General features: G+C 36.0%; 22 protein-coding genes. 1 reads left to right on the plus strand and 21 read right to left on the minus strand.

Going from position 1 to position 21,930, the window contains the following annotated elements:
• The first annotated feature begins 52 nt into the window (after positions 1–52).
• Entirely contained in the window at positions 53–433 is a 381-nt protein-coding gene (locus ACFVAD_RS07680) for a hypothetical protein (RefSeq protein WP_386637763.1), read from the plus strand.
• 667 nt (positions 434–1,100) lie between these two features.
• On the opposite strand, the gene ACFVAD_RS07685 is transcribed toward ACFVAD_RS07680, so the two are convergent.
• From ACFVAD_RS07685 to ACFVAD_RS07785, 21 genes are all read right to left on the minus strand, one after another.
• Complete coding sequence (locus ACFVAD_RS07685) at positions 1,101–1,514, minus strand: hypothetical protein (protein ID WP_386637765.1); 414 nt, start codon at positions 1,512–1,514, stop codon at positions 1,101–1,103.
• A gap of 62 nt (positions 1,515–1,576) precedes the next feature.
• Positions 1,577–2,665 (minus strand): hypothetical protein, encoded by a 1,089-nt coding sequence (locus ACFVAD_RS07690; protein ID WP_386637767.1) that lies wholly within the window; start codon positions 2,663–2,665, stop codon positions 1,577–1,579.
• Between the two features lie 1,342 nt (positions 2,666–4,007).
• On the minus strand, positions 4,008–4,196 hold the full coding sequence (locus tag ACFVAD_RS07695) for a hypothetical protein (RefSeq protein WP_226681559.1): 189 nt from the start codon (positions 4,194–4,196) through the stop codon (positions 4,008–4,010).
• A 280-nt stretch (positions 4,197–4,476) separates the two neighbouring features.
• Complete coding sequence (locus ACFVAD_RS07700) at positions 4,477–5,586, minus strand: SAVED domain-containing protein (protein ID WP_386637770.1); 1,110 nt, start codon at positions 5,584–5,586, stop codon at positions 4,477–4,479.
• Complete coding sequence (locus ACFVAD_RS07705) at positions 5,583–6,059, minus strand: Mov34/MPN/PAD-1 family protein (RefSeq protein ID WP_386637772.1); 477 nt, start codon at positions 6,057–6,059, stop codon at positions 5,583–5,585. The genes ACFVAD_RS07700 and ACFVAD_RS07705 overlap by 4 nt, the downstream gene beginning before the upstream one ends.
• A complete protein-coding gene (locus tag ACFVAD_RS07710; protein WP_386638314.1) occupies positions 6,056–7,720 on the minus strand; it encodes a ThiF family adenylyltransferase in 1,665 nt (554 codons plus the stop codon). The genes ACFVAD_RS07705 and ACFVAD_RS07710 overlap by 4 nt, the downstream gene beginning before the upstream one ends.
• A 12-nt stretch (positions 7,721–7,732) precedes the next feature.
• On the minus strand, positions 7,733–7,870 hold the full coding sequence (locus tag ACFVAD_RS07715; RefSeq protein WP_386637774.1) for a hypothetical protein: 138 nt from the start codon (positions 7,868–7,870) through the stop codon (positions 7,733–7,735).
• Positions 7,871–7,879: 9 nt separating this feature from the next.
• Complete coding sequence (locus ACFVAD_RS07720) at positions 7,880–8,917, minus strand: nucleotidyltransferase domain-containing protein (protein WP_386637776.1); 1,038 nt, start codon at positions 8,915–8,917, stop codon at positions 7,880–7,882.
• A 230-nt stretch (positions 8,918–9,147) separates the two neighbouring features.
• Positions 9,148–10,706, minus strand: a protein-coding gene (locus ACFVAD_RS07725) for an IS3 family transposase (RefSeq protein ID WP_386637778.1) whose coding sequence is annotated in 2 segments (ribosomal slippage) — positions 9,148–10,064 and positions 10,064–10,706 — 1,560 coding nt in all. Because the reading frame shifts where the segments join, the coding sequence is not laid out codon by codon here.
• Between the two features lie 135 nt (positions 10,707–10,841).
• Positions 10,842–12,035, minus strand: coding sequence for an ABC transporter permease (locus tag ACFVAD_RS07730; RefSeq protein ID WP_386637780.1), 1,194 nt, complete (start codon positions 12,033–12,035; stop codon positions 10,842–10,844).
• A 312-nt stretch (positions 12,036–12,347) separates the two neighbouring features.
• Positions 12,348–13,367 (minus strand): Gfo/Idh/MocA family protein, encoded by a 1,020-nt coding sequence (locus tag ACFVAD_RS07735; RefSeq protein ID WP_386637782.1) that lies wholly within the window; start codon positions 13,365–13,367, stop codon positions 12,348–12,350.
• Positions 13,368–13,599: 232 nt separating this feature from the next.
• On the minus strand, positions 13,600–15,417 hold the full coding sequence (gene ltrA / locus ACFVAD_RS07740) for a group II intron reverse transcriptase/maturase (RefSeq protein WP_483887607.1): 1,818 nt from the start codon (positions 15,415–15,417) through the stop codon (positions 13,600–13,602).
• Between the two features lie 896 nt (positions 15,418–16,313).
• The gene (locus tag ACFVAD_RS07745) at positions 16,314–16,502 is read right to left on the minus strand and encodes a hypothetical protein (protein WP_386637784.1); all 189 of its coding nucleotides are present in this window, start codon (positions 16,500–16,502) and stop codon (positions 16,314–16,316) included.
• A 340-nt stretch (positions 16,503–16,842) separates the two neighbouring features.
• Complete coding sequence (locus tag ACFVAD_RS07750; RefSeq protein ID WP_386637786.1) at positions 16,843–17,412, minus strand: hypothetical protein; 570 nt, start codon at positions 17,410–17,412, stop codon at positions 16,843–16,845.
• Between the two features lie 306 nt (positions 17,413–17,718).
• Entirely contained in the window at positions 17,719–17,865 is a 147-nt protein-coding gene (locus tag ACFVAD_RS07755; RefSeq protein ID WP_386637788.1) for a hypothetical protein, read from the minus strand.
• A complete protein-coding gene (locus ACFVAD_RS07760) occupies positions 17,858–18,223 on the minus strand; it encodes a hypothetical protein (RefSeq protein ID WP_386637790.1) in 366 nt (121 codons plus the stop codon). The genes ACFVAD_RS07755 and ACFVAD_RS07760 overlap by 8 nt, the downstream gene beginning before the upstream one ends.
• A 167-nt stretch (positions 18,224–18,390) precedes the next feature.
• Positions 18,391–19,218 carry a GNAT family N-acetyltransferase gene (locus tag ACFVAD_RS07765; protein WP_386637792.1) on the minus strand — a complete coding sequence of 276 codons (828 nt, stop codon included), beginning with the start codon at positions 19,216–19,218 and terminating at the stop codon, positions 18,391–18,393.
• Between the two features lie 200 nt (positions 19,219–19,418).
• Complete coding sequence (locus ACFVAD_RS07770; protein WP_386637794.1) at positions 19,419–19,655, minus strand: hypothetical protein; 237 nt, start codon at positions 19,653–19,655, stop codon at positions 19,419–19,421.
• A 204-nt stretch (positions 19,656–19,859) separates the two neighbouring features.
• Entirely contained in the window at positions 19,860–20,099 is a 240-nt protein-coding gene (locus ACFVAD_RS07775) for a hypothetical protein (protein WP_386637796.1), read from the minus strand.
• 99 nt (positions 20,100–20,198) lie between these two features.
• A complete protein-coding gene (locus ACFVAD_RS07780) occupies positions 20,199–20,759 on the minus strand; it encodes a hypothetical protein (RefSeq protein ID WP_386637798.1) in 561 nt (186 codons plus the stop codon).
• A gap of 106 nt (positions 20,760–20,865) precedes the next feature.
• Positions 20,866–21,900, minus strand: a complete 1,035-nt coding sequence (locus ACFVAD_RS07785; protein WP_386637800.1) for a hypothetical protein — start codon at positions 21,898–21,900, stop codon at positions 20,866–20,868.
• Positions 21,901–21,930: the final 30 nt, after the last annotated feature.

The raw sequence follows: 21,930 nt of genomic DNA on the forward strand, positions 1-21,930 counted from the left end.
TTTACAAATTATTCTTATATTGTATAATACTATTTAAAGGGGGTGGATTTTAATGTCAAAAACCAAAAAAATTGGAAAATTTGCCGTATCATGTGCAGTTATAGCTTTTCTTGGGGTTAATATAGTTCAAGCAGCTGGAACTTCAACAGTTCAGTTACATTCTGGTAATCTTAAACCTGTAGGTTCTACTATAACAGCAGCAAGTAGACTTACCCACGATGCTCAAAATAATGGAACTATTAATTTTTATGCATACGCAATGCAGGAAAAGTTTGGATTTGATGGAGAAATTTCTAAACAACTCATGACTGACTATGCCGATTTTTATAATAGTTACTCGATATCAAGCGGGAAATATTATACTAAGGGAGAATGGTCCGGAGAAGCTGGAGCCGCTTACATAAGTGGGTATTCTAGAGTTGTAGGAAATTAATTTCTTAGATAAATAGTTTAATTAGCAAGGTTCTATATAATAAAACCTTGCTAATTAAATAAAATTTCTTAGTTGCCTCGAATAATTACCAAAAAAAGAACTCTCCTTCCTACTAGATGCAAATATCTACAAATTATCCCCCCTTTGCAAATTACTTGCAAAATAGATCAATGTTTTAAATGTTTAAAAGCCTCAAAACTAAATAACCGCCATTAGTAATAGGGAATTGGATAATCAAACAAAAAGAGGCTGGGACAAAAGTATTTAATGAAAGAAAAAAAACGAACCAATTTGAATAAGGATATCAAATTGGTTCGTTTTTTTTACTTTGTAATAATATTCGTTTTGTATTGAAGTTACTTTAGCTATTGATTGGAGTGGAAGACGAAGACTCCTTAAAAATGCAAGCATTTTCTGCGTGCGATGTATCGCTGCAGTTGCCTTCCTTGTCATGCCGGAGACGGGGACAATGTGAGACCCCGCAGGCGAAGTCGAGGAGGCTCACGGGTCACCACAGGAAAGCGGAGTCTTACAACCGAAATCAATAGCGGTTTTCAGAGTCGCCACTTAAATTATTCGTCTTTTGTTAGCGGTAATTTATTTTATTTTGTCCCAGCCTCTTAAAATTTATTCTGTTTTATTCGTTATTGAGAAGAATTTTCTTTTCCTATTTACTATACGGATAAGAAATTGACTTATCATTTTTTAATATTACCTCAGGGTGTCCAGTTATGTTAGGCAAGAAAATAAAAAAAATTTGTCCATTTATAGCCTTTTCAACATAAACATCATTTTCATCCGATTTAAATATTACTTTCTCCACATTTTCAGTATCTGCAATTCCTACAAGTAAAGTTGTGTTAGTGCTAATTTCCAATATTGAATAGTCGAAATATTTTTCAGATGTGTCATGAATAACACCACTAAAACTAGTTTCTTTATCTACTAAAAAGCGATTTTCAACTAATTTTGGCCAATAAGTGTTTTGTGTATCTTCGTAGATCTCCACTTTTATTTCTGGAAATACTTCGAAAGTATAAGCTGGTTTATCGTTTTTATAAGAAAAAGCAAAAACACTCAATAGAGAAATAAATATTATAACGATCCCAAAAATAAATTTCTTTTTAATAAGATCACCTTCTATTAATTACGTGTAATACAACCATTTGTAGATGGGCCTATCTGTGTAAAAGTATGACCGGTTCCACCATCAACCACTTCAAAGGATGTATTCACATTAAATCCTCTACATCCACTAGTTCCACCACTTAGCATTTCGATATAAAAATCTCCTGCTAAACCTCCAGTTGATGAATTACTACCTGTCCAATAAGCATCACTTGTTTTAGTAATGTCTAATGTTACTCTACTATTTGCCGAATTTGCACCAATACTGTACATAGATCTAGCAAGTGAATATCCTACATTTACTATCCCAAAACTATATGAAACACCTACATTGATACCCCCGCCACCTTTTGGATATACATCATATATACTTAAACCGCCACCATGGGAGTACTTTGTAGGAAGAAAGTTCATTGTAGCCATTGTTGGACTTCTTAGAGGTACTTGAGTGATACCAGTTCTAAAGGAAAATCTACGTTTGTTTCCATTACTCATTCCATTTTGACCTACGAACTGCATATAAATAGAATTTTTATTAGAATTTACTCTAATATTAGCATCAGATGCTATATCATTATTAGAAATACTATTGTCTGCTGCAGATCGAGTAATTTCTTCATTTAATATATTTAAAGATTCTTTTGGTTCTAGGGAGTTTATTGTTACTTTTGTAGAGGGTTTCTGATCACTATCTAACATGATTAGCGTAAGTATATTTTTCTCAGGATTTAATAAGATTTTACCTGTCGAGCCAATATCAGAATTTAAACTTTCTGAATTTCTAACAATATCAACCCAAGCTTCATAAAAGCCAGATTCAATGTTATATTTTATAATACTGGTCTTTACCTGTAAATCAATACCACTTTCAAATATCAAATGTGTATTGAAATCAATAATTTTATTATCATCCATATAACCATTAATATGGTGTAGTTTTACAATTGCATTATTCTTTTGATGACTATCTTCATGATAGTATATACCAAAATTATTACTATACAATGATGAAATATTCTCCATATCCTTTTTCTCACCAGTACTAAATCCAGTTGTTGGCAACAATAACAAGACAGATACAATGATCAATAAGAATTTCTTCATAATTCGAATACCTCCTTTAATATTTATTAGAAATTTTTTTAAATTTCCCTCCTTTCATTCACCATAAACTGTAAATTAATTTACTGAAAATGTAAATATATTTTCGCGAAATTACCAATATTCTTATAGGAATATTGGTATTATCTTGAAATTTATCTCGGCTAAATAGTTAGTACAAGCTGGAATTGACTGGATTAGCCAATAATTCGGGATTTTCGAAGACTGTTTACTAATCTTGATTTTTTGACTCAATAGTAATATGCAAAATTTTTTTAAAGGAATTTTAAAAATACTTTTTAAAATAATAATTTATTTAAACAAAACAAAAAACCCGAACTCCAGAATTAAAATTAGTTCGGGTTTTCCTTAGACTAAAACAGTTTTGTCCCAGGCCCAGTTTAGGACTAATGAGCATTAAATAAAGTTGTATTAAGGGAACACACTAGAAAAATTAACAAACCCTTGTCTTTGAATACCTATGATTAAACATTATTTTATTAAAAAAGCTAAAAATAATGTCGTATATTATAATACATGTCAATATTAATAATAATTTATGACAATATTAGATATATCTCACATCCGTCACTCGTATACCTCAGCTCCGGATCCTTTGTCAATCGCCCAACGAGAATAACTTAATTCATTCTCCCTACTTATTTAGTGTGTAAAAAACATCAACTCTTTATTAAACAATATTTCACTCAATTTTCTCACAGCCTATAGTGTGTAAAAAAAGAATTTCGAAAAAAAACACTCTTAGATTAATCCCAAAACAAATAGTCTTGAAATCACTCCAAATAATAAACCATCACCTTTTTGGAAGAATGTTTAATAGAGTTAATCTTAATCCCCTCCTTCTATTTTATATATATTTCCAATGGATATAAAATAGAAGAGTAATTTATTAAGTTTAGGTATGTGATACCTAAAATTTTATCTAGACTCACTTTATTTATTATTTATTCTTGAACTGTTCATATACGTGATAGAACTAACAAGTTTTGAGGGACCTGTATTTCCAGCGTCCATTACTATTTGAGCACAAACTATCATTCGTTAATTAGAGATCAGAGTAAAGTAGTCAGATTTATCCGTAATGATGATGGAGAAATTGTTCGACTCCAATTTCATTACAGGCAGTTCTTTAAGGATTCATATAATTAACAAATAATTAAGTTACTAAACTATGCACCCAAAGTTGCAATAGACAATGTACTGATTAATCCACATATTTCAAAGGCATTGCAAATTTTGCAGTGCCTTTAATCATTAAGGTTATTATAAGGATCGATCCATTGTGCTGCAATCGCCCTAGATTGTTGCATAACCCAAACTTTCATCAAAAGTATTTATAGCTTAATCCCAAATAAATCAAACTTGAAACTGCAATAAATCCACTGAAAAATAATATTTTATTTCTGGTAGACCAATTTTTCATCCAGCCCCATCTTTTTCGGTCTGTGTCCAGCCAATAGTAGTCGATGACAACTGTAAAAATAAGAATAATAAAGACTAGAAAAGAATTCATTAGCTCACTCCACTCCTTACAATCTCTAGTATATGACTATTGAACAATCCTGCCCTTTAATTGAATATCCTTATTTATACAGAAATCTCCTTATTTTTCCGATAATTTTTCACTAGTACAAAAATCAAGTATGAAATCTCTTTTGATAACGTGCTACAAAACCATCTGACCCAGTAACTGAGATTGTACATTGTACAAAAGAAAGGAGCTGATTCAGATTAAGCTCCTTTCTTAACCATATTCGTTTTTTGATATGGCTCCCAAGAACTCTATATTCTTCTCAAATCGTTATTGCTCTTTGATATTTTGCATTAGTAGCACGAATATTATATTCATACAAATGAACGGGCGGCAGCATGTTTTGATTAATGCAGCGACCAAGTTCCACAGCCAATCCTGCTGGACCGAAATAGAACAAGTGAATTTCGGAAAACTGATTTTCACTTTGTAAGCGGTATATTTCTTTTCGGAACACACTCTTCAGAACTTCAACATCATCCTCATATAAAACGGCATTTAGTTTTGGCTCGTCAATTTTGATGTTCAACCTTTGGAACGGACCTTCTACCGCATCTGTTATATCCCGTTCATGAATGGTTCCGCTGACTTGTAAGCTGACCACAAGCTTTTTATGAACTTCTTCTGAAACCTTTACTTCTGGCAGCCCCACATTCTTATCAGGGTTCACATTTTCGTGACACCACATTTGTGTATCCCTATCAAATTGATGAACAACAGCGGCTGTTGTATCCGATATCAGACTTCCCAAATGAATTAATAACGGAATCGGAGAAAGCGGGAAAACAAAAAGATACGTCCCCTCATGTTCCTTCTTTGAATTCACCACTTTACGGAAGAAATCCTCATTTTCTTTCTTGGCAGCAGTCCAGCCTTCTTCTGTGAAATCAGTAAATTCCTCCTGTAAAGAAACAGCATCCAACAATAAACAGTTGGTTTCCTTAGATAAAAGGATGGAATCGACAGGCATGAGGTTTTTTCGCTTATGAACCACCACGATTGCCTTATTTTTCTTAGAAAGCTGTTCACTGACCCAGCTTTCATGTTTTTCTTTCATGTCAAACAAATCTTGAGGAGGGTGCTCCTTATGATTCGTGTCAATGGTATGGTGACACGGACTGCACATCAGCATCAAGTTCTCAAGGGAATCGATATTCTCATCGGTTATGTCGAAATCGTCAGCAAATTCTCGCCTCGGTCCACCCTTCTTTCCCTTTGCCTTCCCAATGATATGAGCTCTCTCTCCAATATTTACTTTTGCATTAACATCATCCAAGATTAATGGCGTCTTACACCTAGCACACAATCCACCTGAACTAATCCATAACGAACGGTCTTCAGTCGTAGATAATTTAAAAGGGTCCCTGCTCATGGATTCCACACCTCTAACTTATTTATTTTTACAGTCTTCCGATTTCCTACCCACGCTCCGATGGATTCGGTGCCGATAATAAAGAAAAAAAGAAAGGATGACTCACACTGCGTCTTTTTCAACACTTTCTTCCACTCTCTTCTATCGTGAAAAGAAGGGGAAGGATGTTTCTCTGGATGAGTGTGCCACTCCCCCACATAATTACAGGTACCTTCACTTTCTTCCCAAATCTTATCAACGAGTTCCTGATGAGTTTCCAGGTGCTTTTTAAAGAAGCACCTTTCACGTCTGTCTTTTTCCGTTGGTTCGGTGATTAAATCAAGGATGATGTCATCCGAGCCCTCTATGAACCTTCCCATTAAAACTCCGCCCGCTTCCGTATCACGGCTTTCTAACTGACGATAGGTACGGAACTTTTCCAGGACATCATCGTTTATCTTCAACTTCGAGGTTGGACCGAACGAGAAAATCATGGTGTTTCACCCGCCTGACATATTACACAATTTTCGTTCTTATATAAATAACGGGTATCAAACAATAAGTCGGAAGGAAATCCATACCTCGGACTTAACTGATATCCTTGACTGAGAAGTGCCGTGGAATCACCCTTCCAGGACATAAGCGGGCTATCCCTTTCCTCACCTGACAGAATCCTTACAGACAATCTAGTGGCCATGACCGCTGTCTCAAGAGCATCGATTGAACCGTACGGAGTGTAAACAGATTGACAGCCTGCCAACGTTTTTCGGAAATTTTGACCAGGAGCTGCAAATGAGGCCTGGTTGGCTATTAAGCGCTTCGGTTCATCAGGTTGAGTGAACAGGCACTGAAAGCAGCCTGGTGTCCCTTTCTTCGTTGATAAAGCATGCCCGCCTAACCCAATGGGGTCTAGCCAAGTAAAAAGAATCGGCGGCGCCCCGTCCATTTGGCGCAGCATTTCATTCACGTACAGCTCTTCGGTCGGGGATCCGAGAGCGATGATGACTAAATCCGATTCAAGCAGTAGCCCTGGTTCTCCTTGGATGATGTCCAAAATATCGGAGGTTTCATATTCCACCTCAACGAACGGAAACTTTATCTCCATGGCTCTTTTCATCGCCTCTGTCTTAGGAAAATGGTAATAGCAAGCACTATCTTTAAAATAAACATCACTGATTCCCAATTCATGCCGATAGACGTTATCGATATTCAAGGCATCGTTATCAATCAAAGTAAACCTTTCAATTCCCGCACGTGCCAGTTCAAAGCATATCCTGCTTCCCAGTGACCCCAGTCCAACGACCGTCACTTTCTTATCTGCAATTCGGTTATGTCCCTGCGTTCTATTCAGCAAATACTCCTTATCATGCCGTTTGATATCCAATGGCATCATTTCAAATGCAGCCTGGTTTTTCCTTATAGGATGAAGAAAAGGAAAATGCTTTCCTTTTCCCTGTTCTGCACGGAAATCAGAAAGCTTTAAGCCTATAAGAGCTCTTTGCCCCATGGGGATAGGGATGCCAAGCACGATATACTCCTCATCCCCCTTTTGGATGAACTTCCTCTTCAAATATTGATTCAGTTTATTCTTGGTTGAAGCCGTAATGTTGTGCTTGATAAGCTGTCGATAATTCCTGATATCCCATGTCTCCCAAAATGCAGGTGGTTTAATAGTAGAAGACTTCCTCAAAGGGATATAAATTCCATTGCTCCTATCAAACTCATCCAGCACATTGCGGCTGCTATATAAACGGTTCAAATAATAAACCTTGCTTTCATTAATACTGTCCAACAATATGGATTTATTTCGATTCTCATCATGAAAAACAACTATCTCTTTGAAGCGGTCTTCTGGTGTGAGGATAGCATCCACTCGGGTAATCCCTTCTTGCCTTGACCACAGAGCTTCAAACTCCACTAGGAAGTCCTCTGAGTTCAGCTTAAGCACACCCTCTTCAAGCGTTCTTTTCGCGCGTTGAAACGATTCATGGATAATGCCCTTCGGGTTGTTCCTGTCGAGCAGTACCCCTTCATCATGCGAGTAGCAGATAAATCCGTCAGGCTCTATGTGAGGAATGAACCCAGCTTCTTGACGGTTTTTCAGGAAGTACATCGGTTTTTTCAAAGGAAAAAGTGAAGGAAGAGCAAGTTGGATCGTGAATTGCTCTTACGCCACACTCATCTTCCCCTCAAATGCATGAAGAAATTGACTACGCTCACTTTTTACTTGGTGAACATCGATTGCCTGTACTTCGGCAAACAGCTCGTCCAAGTTCAGGCTATCTATCGTAAAATCATCAGCCATACACACACCTCATGCTGAAGAATGGTCTACCATGATGGCAGGCCCCCTCTGCTGAGCGGACTCCTTTTGGGTCGGAACAGGGAAGTCTTCCCCGAACTCTTTTTGCAGCATTTCACATGCTTTTACTGGGTCCGTTTCAACTCTTGCTTCTTTCAACCTGTCACGCATGGATTCTAGCTTAGACTTGAAATTCTTCATTTGGCTGCCTGTCAGTTTCTCGTAAATATCATTATAGGGAGGGGTAGGCAGATTCACCTCTAGCCGGTCTTCCCATTCACCGTCATCATTGAACTTATAGCTGAATGAGTTAATCATATTTTGAACAAACGATTCCAATGCACCCAAGTCATCGTATGTCTTTGTGAAGGCGTTATAAGAATAACTCGGATGAAAATGAGTCAATCCAGCTACTGTTAACCCAATCCCAGATGGACGGTTCACGACACCCTTAAACTTCAAATCTTTCCAGCGCTTCAAATAACGGATGACCCTTCTGAATTGCTTGCGGTCTTCTTTATCCATCAGATTTTCTTTGATGGTTCTCACCAACTCTTTGGGGTCAGAATGCTCCCATGTTCTGCTGTCACTCCCGCTGCCGAGCTTCCCTTTCGCAAGGTACGTTTTGCCATCATCATTTTCATTCGAATATATCGTGAAGTCCACATGGTAATTACGGTCGTCATTATCTACTTCTCCTTCGAACCTTACCGACACACACGGGTTCTTCATCTCTGTGTCCTCGTAATCATCCTTCAATGCGTTATACACTAACTTCTTTGCTGTAACTGGATTAGGATAATCCTCGGTGGAGATGTTAAACAAAAGGCCGACATCAATATCATAGTCACCGCCTTCTAAAGGCTTAATGCCTGTGTGCATCGTATAGCTGCCTTGATGAAAAATATCATACTTGCCCTCTTCAAGGTCGATGTTTTCCTTTAGGACATCAAGCAGTTCCTCTCGCTTGTCTCGAAGGACTTGATTATCATCGATTTCCAATTTGATTGCATCATGAAAATCAAGGAAATATGATTGCAGATTCCCCATCCCTTTGTACCTCCTTATATTTAAGTAACATAGTAGTGTTTATCCAAATGAACCCAATTTTTATCTAAACTTCAATTAACCAATTCTACCTGATAACTTAATACCAATTATTTCATAATTTAAATATTCCTACAATATGTTATTCTTCATCCTTGCCAAAATAAAAAGAGCGCTGATCCTTGTTTCTGAACTGCACCCTGTCAAGTAGACAGTGGAAATAATAAAATGACTTAAGCGGCTTTAGCTCTATATTCCATAGGGCTAAAGCCGTTTAGTCTTTCTTGATATCGGTCATAATTATAGAAACGTATGTACTCATCTATCGCGTTTGATAATTCTTCATATGTTTTGTATTTTTCTAAGTTATACTTTTCACTTTTGAGCGTTCCCCAAAAAGATTCCATTGGGCCATTGTCTATGCATCTTCCAACCCTGGACATACTTTGAGTCATCTTTGCCTTCTCTACTCTTCGTTTAAACCCTCGATGGGTATATTGAAATCCACGATCACTATGAATTAAAGGACGATCTGTATCTAAAAAAGATATAGCCAGATCCATTGTCTTAAATACTAATTCATTATTGTTTGAGTGCCCTAAAACATAGCTAACTATGGAACCATCATATAAATCACGAATTGCACTTAAATAAGCCTTTTTAGATCCGCAATACTTAAGTTCCGTGACATCTGTAACCCATTTCTCATTCGGTTTGGCAGCATTGAATTCACGGTTCAATATATTTTCTGCGATGTGCTGAGGAGTCGACTGTTTATAACGATTTTTCTTTTTTCGAATAACACTTTCGATTCCAGCTATCTTCATTAGCCTATAGATTCGCTTATGGTTGTAGTCGTTTTCCAATTTGCGATTTATATTTAAAGTCATTCGACGATACCCAAAAATACCGTTAACTTTTTCATGAAGAACAATCATCTCTTTCATGATCGCCTCATTTTGACGTTCACGCAATGATGGGGTTCGCTTCAGCCACTTATAATAAGCAGAACGAACAATCCCCGCAATTGAACAAAGCATCGTAATGGAGAAACCATCTTTCTGGTGCATTTCTTGTATAGCCATATACTTATCCTCAAATCGTATTTGACTTATCTTCGCCTCCTTTCGATCTCCTCTAACTTTTTTAAGAACGCGTTCTCAGCACGTAAACGTTCATTTTCTCTTTCAAGTCTCTTCATCTCAAGCTTAACTTTCTCCTCCGGAGAAAGTTCTATTTCTGTTTTACTTTTTCCGCGCTTATCTTTAAGTGCTTCATCTCCACCATTTTCATACTTCTTAACCCATAGATATACTTGTTGATAAGAGACTTTATAACTTTCAGCTGCTTTCTGAAAATCTTTACCGTTTTCTATACAATACAAAACCACTTGAATTCGTTCTTCCCAGGTCGTAGATCTTCCTTTAGTCATAGATTGGCTCATCCCCTTGGCAGTATCCTTGATTTCTCTATGACTATTATACTTTTTAATCCACCTTCTGAGTGTAGTATCAGACGGTATTTCATACTTTCTAGCAACTTCTCTAAGGGAGTACCTACCAGACAGATAATCCCTTATGGCAGACAGTTTTAATTCCTTCGAGTATCTTTTCCAAGTCGAGGATTTCCTGAGACCTTCTACACCATATTTTTCAAAATCATACTTCCATTTCATAATAGTAGTAATGGCAACCTTATACTTAGACTTAATTTCCTTTAATGAATATATCCCCTCCTCATACATCTTAACTATCTTGTATTTATCCTCCGCAGAGTAAGAACTTGTAGACATAAAAATACTCCCCTTAACGTAGTCAGATTTTATATTTTTTAATCTGTCTACCGTAAGGGGAGCATATCATTCCTAGATCGCGCCCGATTGCGTAAGAACGTTATGAAGTAATGCAACCGTTAGTTAAATAACATGCTATTCTTTTAAGGCACTCCCTGAGATATTGACTCTCTTTGATACAAAGTAATATACGAATACATAAACAAATAAACTACCAATTACAAGAAAGTATATTTTAGCAGTAGAAGCATTAATGAACATTGTGAAATATAGAATAATAAATTGGGCATATAGTATGACCAAGACAAACTTTAAGAAAGAATCTTTTATCTGAGATTTTGAAATAGGATAAAGTAATAAACTTTGTTTCATTTCATGTTGTAAAGGAATTACTTGAAATCCAGTCATAAATAAAATGAGGAGATTAAAGATCCAACCATTTGTTGGCATAGCATAATTAACAAACATGCCAATTACAGTTAGCCTTAAATAAAGGTAAAAATAATCATTATATCTTACAAACAAGTGTGAGTATAAATATACGAATGTACTACTCTGACCATATGGGATACACCTTTTCAGAATAAAAGTGAGCAAACGTCTATTTCGAAAAGAGCGTTTAAGATTAGGTACATCTATGAAGTAATTAATGAATTTAAAATTCTTTAATAAGGCACTTTCTTCTTCTTCTATTAGCCTCTGCCAATTCAAAATTCTTTTTCTTTCTATAAAATAAATTAAATAGACGAAATTTACACTGATTAAAAGAAACGCAAAAATCCAGTCGTTTTTAAACAAAAAATAATTCATTAAATATATTGAAAAAAACCTATTTATCCTATGTAACACTAATTGTACATGGTTCTCTAACCATTGTTCATCCCACTTCATTAAAATGTTATAAGCAATAATCCCAACTATAAAAAAAAGGATGGGAAGATCTATATAAATTGTTTTTAAAAATAGAGATAAGAAAACAGCAATGAAACTAAGTAATTTAATTGCATCAATAACAAAACTATATACAAGTGATTTAATAAAATACGGCTTTAATTTCGATTCTAATGGCAACAAAAAGACAATATCTGCTCTTTTAATAAATGTACGAACTTTTGTCTGTATTAAAATGAAGGCTACAAATAGTGATAAGATTCCTTCTACTGGTATTTGAGGAGGTATCCATTGAAGAAATAAATTAAAATAATATATAAAGATACTACTAATGATCAACAAAAAATAAACAACATTCGCACCAATTATTGAATAGTATCTGAACATTTTTCTATAAAATTCCTGAACCCTTAAACCCCATAATGATTTTATATCCATTAGTACACCATACTTTCATTGAATACTAATTTAATTGCACTATTGTATATCTCAATTAGCTATTTTCTTTTTGCCCTGCGTTAATTGCTCCAATACCTACTTATAAATGAATATTCTCCATTCCAATTGTATAACCCTTCTTTCACTATTCTGCTCCTTTACTTTAAGTACAATCCTTCACAATCTCTAATTATCTTAACATAAATATCCAATTTTACTGCATAGTCTTATTCCATTATCTGGCACTAAAATAAAAAATGAGCCCCAATTCTTGTTCCAGAATGGCGCCCTTTTGCTTAATAATGAGTGCATTCAATTTAACAGTACTCTATCAATTATCATTTGATTTTCGTGTCCATCCACAATGGTTGGTAGATCTTCATCTAATTTGTTAAAAGTAATATTTTCGTAAACTTTATCTATAAAAGGATAAAATGCTTGATAATAAGCTTTTGCCTCTAAAGATAAAAATGGAATAGTCTGGTCATCCGTTTTAATTAATATTTCTTCTAGGCTTTCACTCTCTTTACCAAGTACCAGGGTTTTATCATTAGTTAAACTTATGGTGCCAAGTCTTCCAAAAATTTTTAAGTTGGAACCAAACCCGTGATGAACCCCTGAAATAAGCTGAATGGAAAAGGTAGAGTTCCTCGTCATCCTACCCTGCATAAAAAAGGCATCATCAGAGTCTCTAAGTTCTCCTGGACCTTCTGGGACGTGAGTGTGTGTTAAACCATTAATAGTTATAACCTCGTCCTTAGTAAGCCATCTGAGGCAATCAATCATATGTGTTCCTAGAGCGCCTAACATACCACCAAACTGTTCTTTTTGTCCCATCCAACCTCTTTTGTTATTTTGAAGATGTTGATACTGAGGAGAGGAAATATGATATTCAAAATGAAGGATGTCACCAATTTCACTTAAAAGTTCTTTGACTTTTTGACGAGCAGGATGATATCTCCATTCAAAATCAATAAATACCTTTGCGTCGTTACTCTTTTTTAAAAGTGTTAACAATTCTTCCGATTCTCTACTATTCATTGTAAACGGTTTCTCACAAACTACATTTAGACCTTTGTTTAATGCATATTTAACCATTTCGAAATGATGCACTGGAAGAGAACTAACAAATACAAGATCCAACTCCTCTGAATCTAACATTTTGGCCCAGTTTGTATAATGAACTGGAGTATTGTCCTCATTCGATAAATCTTTTGGCAATTGATGACGCTTCACCGTGCTAACAGCAGTAACTTTCAACTTAGGATGAGTATTTATTATAGGAGCCTGAACTTTTAAACCAAAGCCCCCTCCAATTATTCCTACTCTCATTGTCAAACCTCCCCGTAATTACCTAGCGCATCTTCCACAACGTTGCATCACTATGCATAACTTACAATTCGAGATGGACTCTTTTAATCCCTTCCTTATTATAGTGATAGGTAAGCTTTTGACGTTATCTCCAGCTTTTCCCCCACTTCACACCGTACAGGCGAGTTTCCCAGCATACGGCGTTCCAACTAATCCAATTCATTCAAGATTATTATGATTATGCAAAGGAGAATCAGATAGCTTCGTTCAGACATTGCTTACGCAATTTATTGACTTCTGTAAGTTGCTTTTCATTTAACTTGAGTGAGTTTAAAAGCACTTGTATTTTCTCTAAATCTCTCAAATGTATTAGGAGATGAACAGATTTATGCAATATCATTAAGTTTCCGTATGAATCATCTTTGGTGAGATGGTACGGTGTCTTATGGTGACAATGCCATTCATCCAGTCCTAATTCAACCCCTGTAACAGCACATTTTCCATATTGTGCAATAAATCTACTAATCCGGTTATCGTTGTATTCGATGGAACGGCTCGGTATGAACTGTTTCATCACACGAGTAAGCGTTTGTTTATTGATTGCTTGCAAGTTTTGATGAATTTTGTCCCTACCTACGGTAGTGTAGTTACAAATAGTTTGAGAGAAGTTCAGATTTATCTTACAACGTTGGGCATGAATTGGGATAAGTACCATTTCTTTTATTTTGAAGAGCTTACACTCATATCCCTTGTACCGTTTCTGTAAGGATTTTGAAAAGTCCTGAAACGTAGCTTCTTTTCTCAATTCTTTTAAACGATTAAACAATGTTTTATGAAGACGATAGTTCAGCTCAGTTAAATCATCTGTGATGTGTGAAGCTGCTGAATAATAATTTTGGATTCCCATTATAACTGTATTAAAGCGCCAAACATTCTCTACCGATTGGTGTTTCTGAATCTCTTTGATTGTTTGTTTTACTTTTATTTGTGCATTTTTGAGCGCATTCTTTGTCATGTGTGAGCGAGCTACATAAAGAGTCCTTTTCTTTGTCTTTTTCAGATGGGCTTTAAAACGAAAACCTAAAAACTCTGATGAGTTTTTCTTTAGGTTGACCACCTTTGATTTTTGTTCGCTAATTTCAAGGCCAAGCCTTGTATGAAGAAAATCATTCACTGCATAGTACATTTTAATTGCTTGTGAACGAGTGCGACAAAGAATTTTAAAGTCATCTGCATATCTCACGATGTAGCAATGTTTTAAATTAGATTGTTTCAACGCATTATATCTGCCAAGATTTGATTTATATACCTTATGTGTTTCAAAGCTTTCCCATTGATTACTAACCCACCAGTCTAGTTCATTTAATACGATATTAGATAAAAGTGGTGATAAGATCCCCCCTTGGGGTGTACCTTTCTTTGGGAAACCTTCCCCAATAATTTCAGCCTTTAAAAGACGTGAAATAATGGAAAGCAATGCCTTGTCACGAATGCCTAAAGACCACATTTGTTTTATTAATTTGGCATGATTTACATTGTCAAAAAATCCTTTTATATCAACGTCAACACAGTGATATAGGCATGCGCGATTAATGAGCGTTTCAAACCTAGCTTTCGCATGATGTGTATTGCGGTTTGGCCTAAAACCATAACTATGTTTATAGAATTTCGCTTCACAAATCGGCTCAAGTACTTGCAAGATACACTGTTGGAACAATCTATCCCAGATAGTCGGAATCCCTAAAGGTCGAGTTTTTCCATTTGCCTTAGGAATGAATACTCTCCGGACGGCTTGGGGTGTGTAGTGTTCAAACATTCGTTGTATCTTCGATACAACTTCTGATACAGATAATCGGTTTATATCTTCAATCGTTAATCCGTCATCTCCAGCAGTTTTACTGCCAGTGTTTCGTTTAATATTCCGATAAGCTAACCGTATATTTTCATCGGATTGCATTAAGTCTAGTAATCCATAAAAATTCTGACCATTAGCACTTTGAGCATATAAAGAATCAAAATAATGTTGCATATCATAATACTCATTGTGTCTCAGTTTCTTTCGTTTTAACAAGTTGGTGGCTCCTTTAGGAGCTGAACCTCTATTAGTCTTACAAGAACCTTATTAATCGTTGAAGAACTGCCTTGCATGGCTGAATGAATCTTTTATTAGTCTGGTGGCTATCCCTCCACGTTCATTACACGCTTCAATGGTACTGTGCCACTACTTTCACTGATATAAAGAAAAGTTATATAGTCGCTAATCTCACGACTAGTTTCCTTTTCAACGCTTCATAGAGAGTAAGCTCTCCACGTTATCAGCTTACAACGTTGAATTATGTCTATTATGGAACAAACTTAGGTGCTTCCTATGAGCCTGTTAGCATCGCATGTGCCTGTAACACAAGATGGATTTTTATATTGTTGATTCTTACTCATCCAAAGCTAACCCTACATTTAGTAGTAAATACATTTCTATATAATGCCAGTCTAGACCCGTACATTCAGAAGTTCGTCAGCAATATACTTTCATATTTTATTTCGTCGCATTCTCACCATATCTGTTCAACCCAAGCACCATGATTTACACCACCCCATCGGGTAGGCTTTCGTCAGCCTTACTGTTACGGTAAATTCTCACGCCTATTAGCCGAGCTTATAACACACTTCTTCTTACTAAACAGCGTGCTATTCGACGCAGGGGGAGCCTTTTGGAGCGTTACCTCCTCATTCGACTCCTCGACATAACCCTTCAGTTTTAGAACTCCAAAACTGCCTGACCTTTACCGAAATTGTGTGTCCACATTTCATTTGAGTCAGGAACATTTCGCACCAACAATCTGGCCCAATAATGAAAATTAGCGCATATCCTTGTTCAAGGATTGCGCCCGATTGCGGGAAACTCGATTTCAAGATACTATACATTTCTTCAACTATAGCTCCCAAATTGCTACATAAGCAAAACTTTCATCAAAAGTATTTATAGCTTAATCCCAAATAAATCAAACTTGAAACTGCAATAAATCCACTGAAAAATAATACTTTATTTCTGGCAGACCAATTTTCCATCCAACCCCATCTTTTTCGGTCTGTATCCAGCCAATAGTAGTCGATAACAACTGTAAGAATAAGAATAATAAAGATTAGAAAAGAATACATTAGCTCACCCCACTCCTTATAATCCAGCATATGTTAATACAGAAAATATCATTATGACTATAAAAAAATCCTGCCCTTTTCTGGGGCATAACTTACCAATTCAAGATGAACCATCTATTTCCCTTTTTTCTACAAAATCTCTCTTGAAAATATAAAAAGGGCGTGGATTTCCATGCAGGAGATACTAACTTTCGCTGCCATGAATCTTAAAAAACTGGTTAGTTGATCCTGGTGATCACCCTCCCTTTAAAGCAAAATACCATAAATCAACGAAACCTCCATTTCTGCTGATGCTGAAGTGGAGGTTTGTCTACGGTCTGAAATGCTCAGTTGGCCATATTTATTTGTTCTTTTCTATTATTTTTGTATTCTCTAATTTAGAAAGATAATCAATAATAGCATTTACATCCTTTATATAATTGCTTTCTCCAATTTTAGGGATTAAGACTTTATCATCATCTACTTTTTTTCCTAAATAAATCAAATAATTTTCAGGTGTAGAAATTATGACAATAGCATCATTTCCTAATTTGATATTTCTCTTGTTAATTTTAATAACATTAAGGTCTTTGTCAATATTAAACGTTACGTTACTTCGACCTGGTTCTTTGAATCTTTCTTTAGCAATTTCACGAATCATTTTTTTTGTTTTTTTTCTAAGAAGAGTTAAAAAAATTATAGTAAGTATTACATGAAGTGCTATAGCAGAAAAAGTAGCAGCATTATACTCTTCTAATGTGAAATTTAAGGATTTTCCATACTGTATAAGAAAAAAGCACAGAATAGTATTTATTATAATAATAATTAATGCCGATTTATACTGTTTTAATCTTAACGCTGGTACATTGCTAATAAGTTCAATGAAATCTTTTTCTTGAATATTAATATCAACTGTTGTAGTTTTTTGCACAATTTACCTCCTGTAAAAAGCAAATATCAATATTACAATCATATAGTAATATTATGAAATTCTAAAGATAAAGTGTATTTTAGTTATTGGTTTGGTTAATAAATCTGTCTAATTGTCCAGTTAAGTTATTCCATTATCTGGCCCTTATGTTGAATAAGCACAACTTTAAAAATGTGTATTAATATAGGGTTTATATAGTTTGATTATGTAAGATGATTCAAATATATTAATAATCATACTGCCATAACTAACATACATTAGTTAAATGCCAGAAACAGCAGCTCTAACCTAGGCCGGTATGGATAGTCATTCCAAGTCCTTCAATTCTTCTTCCATACTCTCTGCTTCCATGTAATCACTGGCAGGAGCGGAGATTCGGACTTGCTTCTCACCACCTGATTCAGAGGATGATGTATTTAGCATTATATTGATCTTGCCGAAATCCTCAGCCATCCAGATCACGCCTAATAAATTCAAATCCACTTCCCCATGTTCGGGTATATGACAATAAACCCATTCCGTTCTTGCTATGGAATCCCACATCAATCAGCTCATAATCAGCAGTTTCCTTGTGCTTATCTATGATAATTTTTCCGCTTAATACCTCATCCCTAAATATCGGCCTTTTCAAAACCCCCTGGATCTTTATCCTTGTCTCTTCCCCATCTCCGGATTGACCTGAAACATACTCATAAGCAGGATAATCCAAATCAATTTTCTTGGGAAAGTCATAAAGTAGCAAAAAACAGAATGATAATAGGAGCAGGAGAGTGCCTGCAAAGACAATAGGGGCAGCCTTAAATTTGCACATATGAGTTCCTCCAGAACATTATGTGGAATTATAGATGGATAGCCAAGGCGGTTTTGATTCAGTTAATTATGTATCTCTCCGGCCACTTAAACGATTCCATATATCCGAGCTTGATCTAGTTTTGAAGCATCGGGTTGGTTTCCGATGCTTCTTCATTGACTCACGTCCTAACCCTGATATAGATAATAATCCTGCGAATGGTAATTCCGAAATCCACAAGATTCATATAGTTTGAGGGCATTTCCATTTTTAGCTTCTACTTCCAGGAAGATAGGCAGGCCTTTATCACTCTTCATTTTGACGACTTTGGATAATGCTTTTCTGCCGATTCCTTTTCCTTGGAGATTTGGAAAGACTGCGAATCCATATATCCACGCTTCACCTTCCGTTTCGGATACACGGATTTTCCCAGCAATTTCCCCTTCTGCTTCAATAATGAACATATCTTCCCCGTTTAGTTCCCTCATCCGCTGGTTAAACTCACTTGCTTCTTGTTCACTAAATCCAAAGCAGGCCACTTCAAGCTGAATTTCCGCATCCCAATCCTCCTGTGAAGCCGATGGTCTTATGGTCACAGCAGGATCCTCATATAGGTCAGTCTGATGCCATTTCATTTGATATTCCGTCATCGAAAACGTGCAAGGAATGTTGGCTATAAACTTCTTGGCTGTTTCGGATGAGCTTGGCGCATTCAACAAGATGACCTTGGCATTTCGTTGCCTTGCCTCTTCTACAGCCATAGCAAACAATTTAGAAAAAATCCCTTTTCTCCGGTAGCCCGGGTGGACCATGCCGGTCAGCTCTATTTTATTGCCGAATCCGTAACTTCCAAGAAACCCGACAAGCTGCCCATCTTCATAATGAAAGAAGTCTTCCTTGCTGTTTTCATCCCGGTTTTCGAGCATATCAATATTTAGCTTGAGTTCGAATCCTCCTTGTTGTTCACATATGTGTTGGAGTTGTTTGATTTGGAGTAATTGGTCTTTTGTTGGCATTGGTTGCACCTCGTTCTGTTAAATTAACAATATTAAAAGTTCGTTGATACTGAGTCGGTTGCATCCTGGATTTTACCAGCATTTGGAGTATTTTTAATCAAGCATTTGTTTGTAAAGTTCTATGGTAGGATAGGCCCCTAATGCATAGTAGAAACAATAAGAGCAGGACTCTCAGTCTCAACTCTTTTGAAATTTCAGTCTCAATAGTTCCTAGACGACAAATAATGATCAATGGTCTTTATATATGTTTTCCAATCCTTATAGTGTTCTTGTACTTTCTGTTCCAATCTGGCATCGATTTGGCTTTCTTCATTATAGATGCCATTCCTTCGCATGTTTTCAAGTCTGTTGACATACTGGTCTATCGATATCTCTTTCAATTTTCTCTCCCCTTTATTCAATAAGTGCTTCTGCTGCAAATATGCCTGAAATTCCACGGTTCCACACCACCTTTTTTCTATTTAACGAATCGGTAGCTTTCTTCGCGATACTTTTTAGTTCATCAGCTGAAAGGATTTTACACACACTGACCATACTGATAAAGCACAACATGATTCTAATAACCATTCCCTGTTGATACAATCAATTATCGAATGTTATTTCATAGTTTTTACCATAAACTTTGATTATCTTTAATTCTCCTATTTCCCTATTAATCTATATACACCTGGCTTTACTCTTCCTAATTGTCTGTATCTAGTGGGGACAGTAGAGCTGTTATTCCCTCCAAATTCCCGTGGAACCATATCTGCCATTATCGTCCCAAAATCCTTCCACTTCTCTCCGTATTGCTTCGTAACCCATTCACTTATTTCAGCAATGCTTCTTTCGTTTCCAAGTGCTTTAAATGCTTCTAAGACAGCTTCAGCTTGGGTTTTCATGTCATCCTCCTATCAAACTCGTCATCCTTTGAAGCCATTCCCTCCGTTTCTCCATTAATGCGGGTTTGGGATGTAAAAAGTAAGGACTTCGCTTATTTTTTATCCAGTAATGTTTTGTAGTAAGTGATGTTTCAAAGCTTTCTCAGCAATTTTTCTTACACCCGAATTAGAACCCCATCCAGCAATAATTGGACCTTTATTCTGTATTAACAGATTAGTTAGTTCATTTTTTCGTCTTTCGGAAAGAATAGAATGGTCCTCATTATTGTTGGATTGGAACAACTTTAGAGAATCCAAGAATACATTAATGTTTCCCGAACATATATCAGATAAATTAATTATCACAGTATGATTCCATTGTCTTAATTTCATCAATCTCATCAACTGCCATTGAGTTTGGTCTGATTTTGCCTTTACAAAAGGAATCGTTTCCTTCGTTGGATCAAGAACCGGAATATCATAAGTTTGATCCTTTGCACTACAAGCGCCTGGATTTACAAGTATAAAAACTGCGTCAATAACGCTATCTAAAGCCATCCCTTTTCTAAGCAATCTTGCTTGGTTCCTGCAATTAACGCATGCTTTTCCGACTTGTAATTTATAAAAACTAGCTTTTACTTCGAACTCTTTTAAAAGCTCTTTGCTATTGAGTAGCTCCATTGGAAGCCTCCTTAAGGATATATAAAATATAGCTATCCATAAACATTCTCCGATATTAAAGCCGTATCTACTAAACTGTGCCTGAGTCGTCACCGCGAATTTATAATTAGCGAAGCATATACCTAATTACTTTTGTAGAACTTTTGCCGCTTGGAGTATCGTAAAGAACAAGCATGTTGTTAGAGTATACACCTAGTGATTCCATTGCATTACATACAGACGGAATTCGATTTTGCAAGCCCATTTCTTTTTGAATGTCCCCAGATCTGATATCCATATATTCCTTGCCTTCTTCTTTTGCAGCATTCAGCTTAATGATGATGTATTTGCGAATTTGATCACCCAGACCAGCACGGCTAATAGTTTTCTTTCGAAAATGCTTTATGGTTTCAGCAGGTTTACTAAATTTTGTTGATTTATACTCACCAGCGAATCTAGTAATCTTCCCTAACTCTTCACTATATATAGCCACGTTATCCATCATAAATCCAATCTGCCAAAAGAACATATCAATCAATTTCATAGGGGTATACTTTACCCCATCATGGTTAAATTCAGTTTTACTGCTTGAAAAACCGGCTACATAATGGTTATAGAATTGAGCCAGTTCAATAACTGATCCCTCATTGAACTGTGTATTGATTCCAAAAAGCCTCGCCCCATCAATAAAATACCTATCATAGGCTGGCGCAATGCCGAATATACCCAACAGAATCTTTGAAGCAAGTGTATCTGTAACATTCACAGAAACATTCTCTCCATTAACTTCTGCAATATTATCAATGTAAGCTCTTTTAGTGTCTTTGATAAGTTGATTTATTCCATCTACCGCTTCCATATCTATCAGATCCCGTTCTGTATGATCAAAGAACCTATGATTTTGTGGATTCAACAAAACCTTCTGAAGTAAATATTGATGAACCCTATAATCCTTCTGAAAAAGAAAGGTACTTCCCCGCAACATTCCCCAACTTGCGAGATAAAAAGCTAGATGCAAACAACCATGATCAAAGACATTTGGATTTTTTAATTCTTTATAATTATCTTGAAAGAATGTATGACAGTGTTCCCAGGATTTGAATCGATGATGGGGATCATTCAGCGACAGAGTGTGATAATGTGAAAGAATTTCTTTTATCATCTTATTCTCCTTTATGTTTTCTACTTCAAT

It is taken from the genome of Sutcliffiella sp. NPDC057660, from assembly GCF_042800035.1.
Taxonomy (GTDB): domain Bacteria; phylum Bacillota; class Bacilli; order Bacillales; family Bacillaceae_I; genus Sutcliffiella_A.